Origin of the sequence: Staphylococcus sp. HMSC056G08 (genome assembly GCF_001812305.1) — a bacterium.
Classification (GTDB): domain Bacteria; phylum Bacillota; class Bacilli; order Staphylococcales; family Staphylococcaceae; genus Staphylococcus; species Staphylococcus simulans.
Map to the genome: position 1 here is coordinate 1 of NZ_KV808445.1, position 1542 is coordinate 1542.

General features: G+C 32.6%; 3 protein-coding genes. All 3 read right to left on the reverse strand.

Features of this window, described 5'->3' with window-relative positions:
• Positions 1-58: 58 nt before the first annotated feature.
• Complete coding sequence (locus HMPREF2846_RS02340) at positions 59-562, reverse strand: Asp23/Gls24 family envelope stress response protein (RefSeq protein WP_070625503.1); 504 nt, start codon at positions 560-562, stop codon at positions 59-61.
• 67 nt (positions 563-629) lie between these two features.
• On the reverse strand, positions 630-869 hold the full coding sequence (locus HMPREF2846_RS02345) for a DUF2273 domain-containing protein (RefSeq protein WP_002479520.1): 240 nt from the start codon (positions 867-869) through the stop codon (positions 630-632).
• 15 nt (positions 870-884) lie between these two features.
• Entirely contained in the window at positions 885-1433 is a 549-nt protein-coding gene (amaP, locus tag HMPREF2846_RS02350) for an alkaline shock response membrane anchor protein AmaP (RefSeq protein ID WP_070625505.1), read from the reverse strand.
• Positions 1434-1542: the final 109 nt, after the last annotated feature.

A 1542-nucleotide genomic window follows, 5' to 3' on the forward strand; every position in this document is an offset into this window, starting at 1 on the left:
TATCTTCAAATCCGCCCTCTTACTTATTTATATTACTAAATCAAGGTACAACGCTGAATTATTGTAATCCTTTTTCTTGGTTCTTTTGTTGCTCTTGATTATTTTTTTGTTTTTGTTCAAACTCTTTACGAGTCATAACATCTTCAACACGCATGTTTACTTCAACTACTTGAAGACCAGTCATATATTTTACTTGTTCTTTAATTAAGTCTGTCACTTTATTGAAGATTTTTGGTGCTGATTCACCATATTCTAAAACTACTTTTAAGTCTACTGCAGTTTGTTTTTCTCCTACTTCTACTGAAACACCTTGTGTCACATTTTCAGTGTTAGAGAATTGATTACTGATACTATCAACAAAGTTGCCTTTTAATGATAAGATACCGTTAACTTCACGTGCAGCAATACCTGAGATTTTTTCAATAACTTCATCTGCAAATGTTAATTTATTTTGGAATTTCGGTTGTTGGTTTTGTTGGTTTTCTTGTTGTTGCTGTTCCACTTTATTCACTCCAGTTTCTTGATCATATGCTTGTTTTGCTTTTGTGTTATCTACTGCCATAGTACATTCTCCTTTTCAAACAAATTATATTTCGTCTATACCCTTAAACTAATTTTAAAATTATAAATTAACTCCATCGATTTAAAAAGTTGAGAAATTGTTGCTTACGGTCTTTAATATACCCAATTCCTATTCCAATCAAACACAACACGATAATCAGGATGGTTTTCCAAAAGCCGAGTGTTAAGAATAAGATTGCGATAACTAAAAATACTAAAAATCCGACAATTCTACCAATATAACTTTTAATAAAATTCACCACGTGTTGTGTTGAATCATTTGGTTGTTGATTATTTTCGTTTGGCATCTGGGGCTCCCTCCTTTATAGTACTCTTGGACTTGATGGACTTTTTTGATCTTTCACATTAACCTCTAATTTTCTTACAGGAATTTCTGTGAAATATTCTACGTTTTTCTTAATATCTGCTCTGACATTTTCTGTTAAAGTTCGTGCATGAGTATCATCTGGTAAAAAGAAGTCCGCTTTTACATCTATGTACGACTTTTTCTTTTTACTGTAACACTTCGTAACAACATTCGGTTGCATCAACTGCTCGTAATTAGCCATTGTGTCATACACGACTTTCTCGATTGATTTTCTTGAAATATATATATGACCATCTTTATAAAATTTATAAAGACCCGGCTTGCGATGTGTCGGCGCAAATAAGCTGAACACCAAAATAATACCCAACACAATTAACAGTCCAGCCAACGTAAAGAGTACTGGTAAGAACCATGCAAATGTCAGTAATTGTTGTTGGTAAGTTTCAACTTGTGGAATCTGCGGTATTTTAGCGAGCATAAACACTAACATTCCGACCACCACCAAAATGATTAATCCTAAGATGAAATTCTTCAATCTTCTCACGGTGCTGCACCTCCTCATATCAATGTTTGTGACGTTATTTTTTTATACCCCTACTCATTTATAAAAAAACACAATAAATTTTATTGTAAAAAATAAAAGCATAAGTTTG

Coding starts and splice junctions, on each gene's coding strand:
- HMPREF2846_RS02340 (WP_070625503.1), bottom strand. CDS start 562: ATGGCAGTAGATAACACAAAAGCAAAACAAGCATATGATCAAGAAACT.
- HMPREF2846_RS02345 (WP_002479520.1), bottom strand. CDS start 869: ATGCCAAACGAAAATAATCAACAACCAAATGATTCAACACAACACGTG.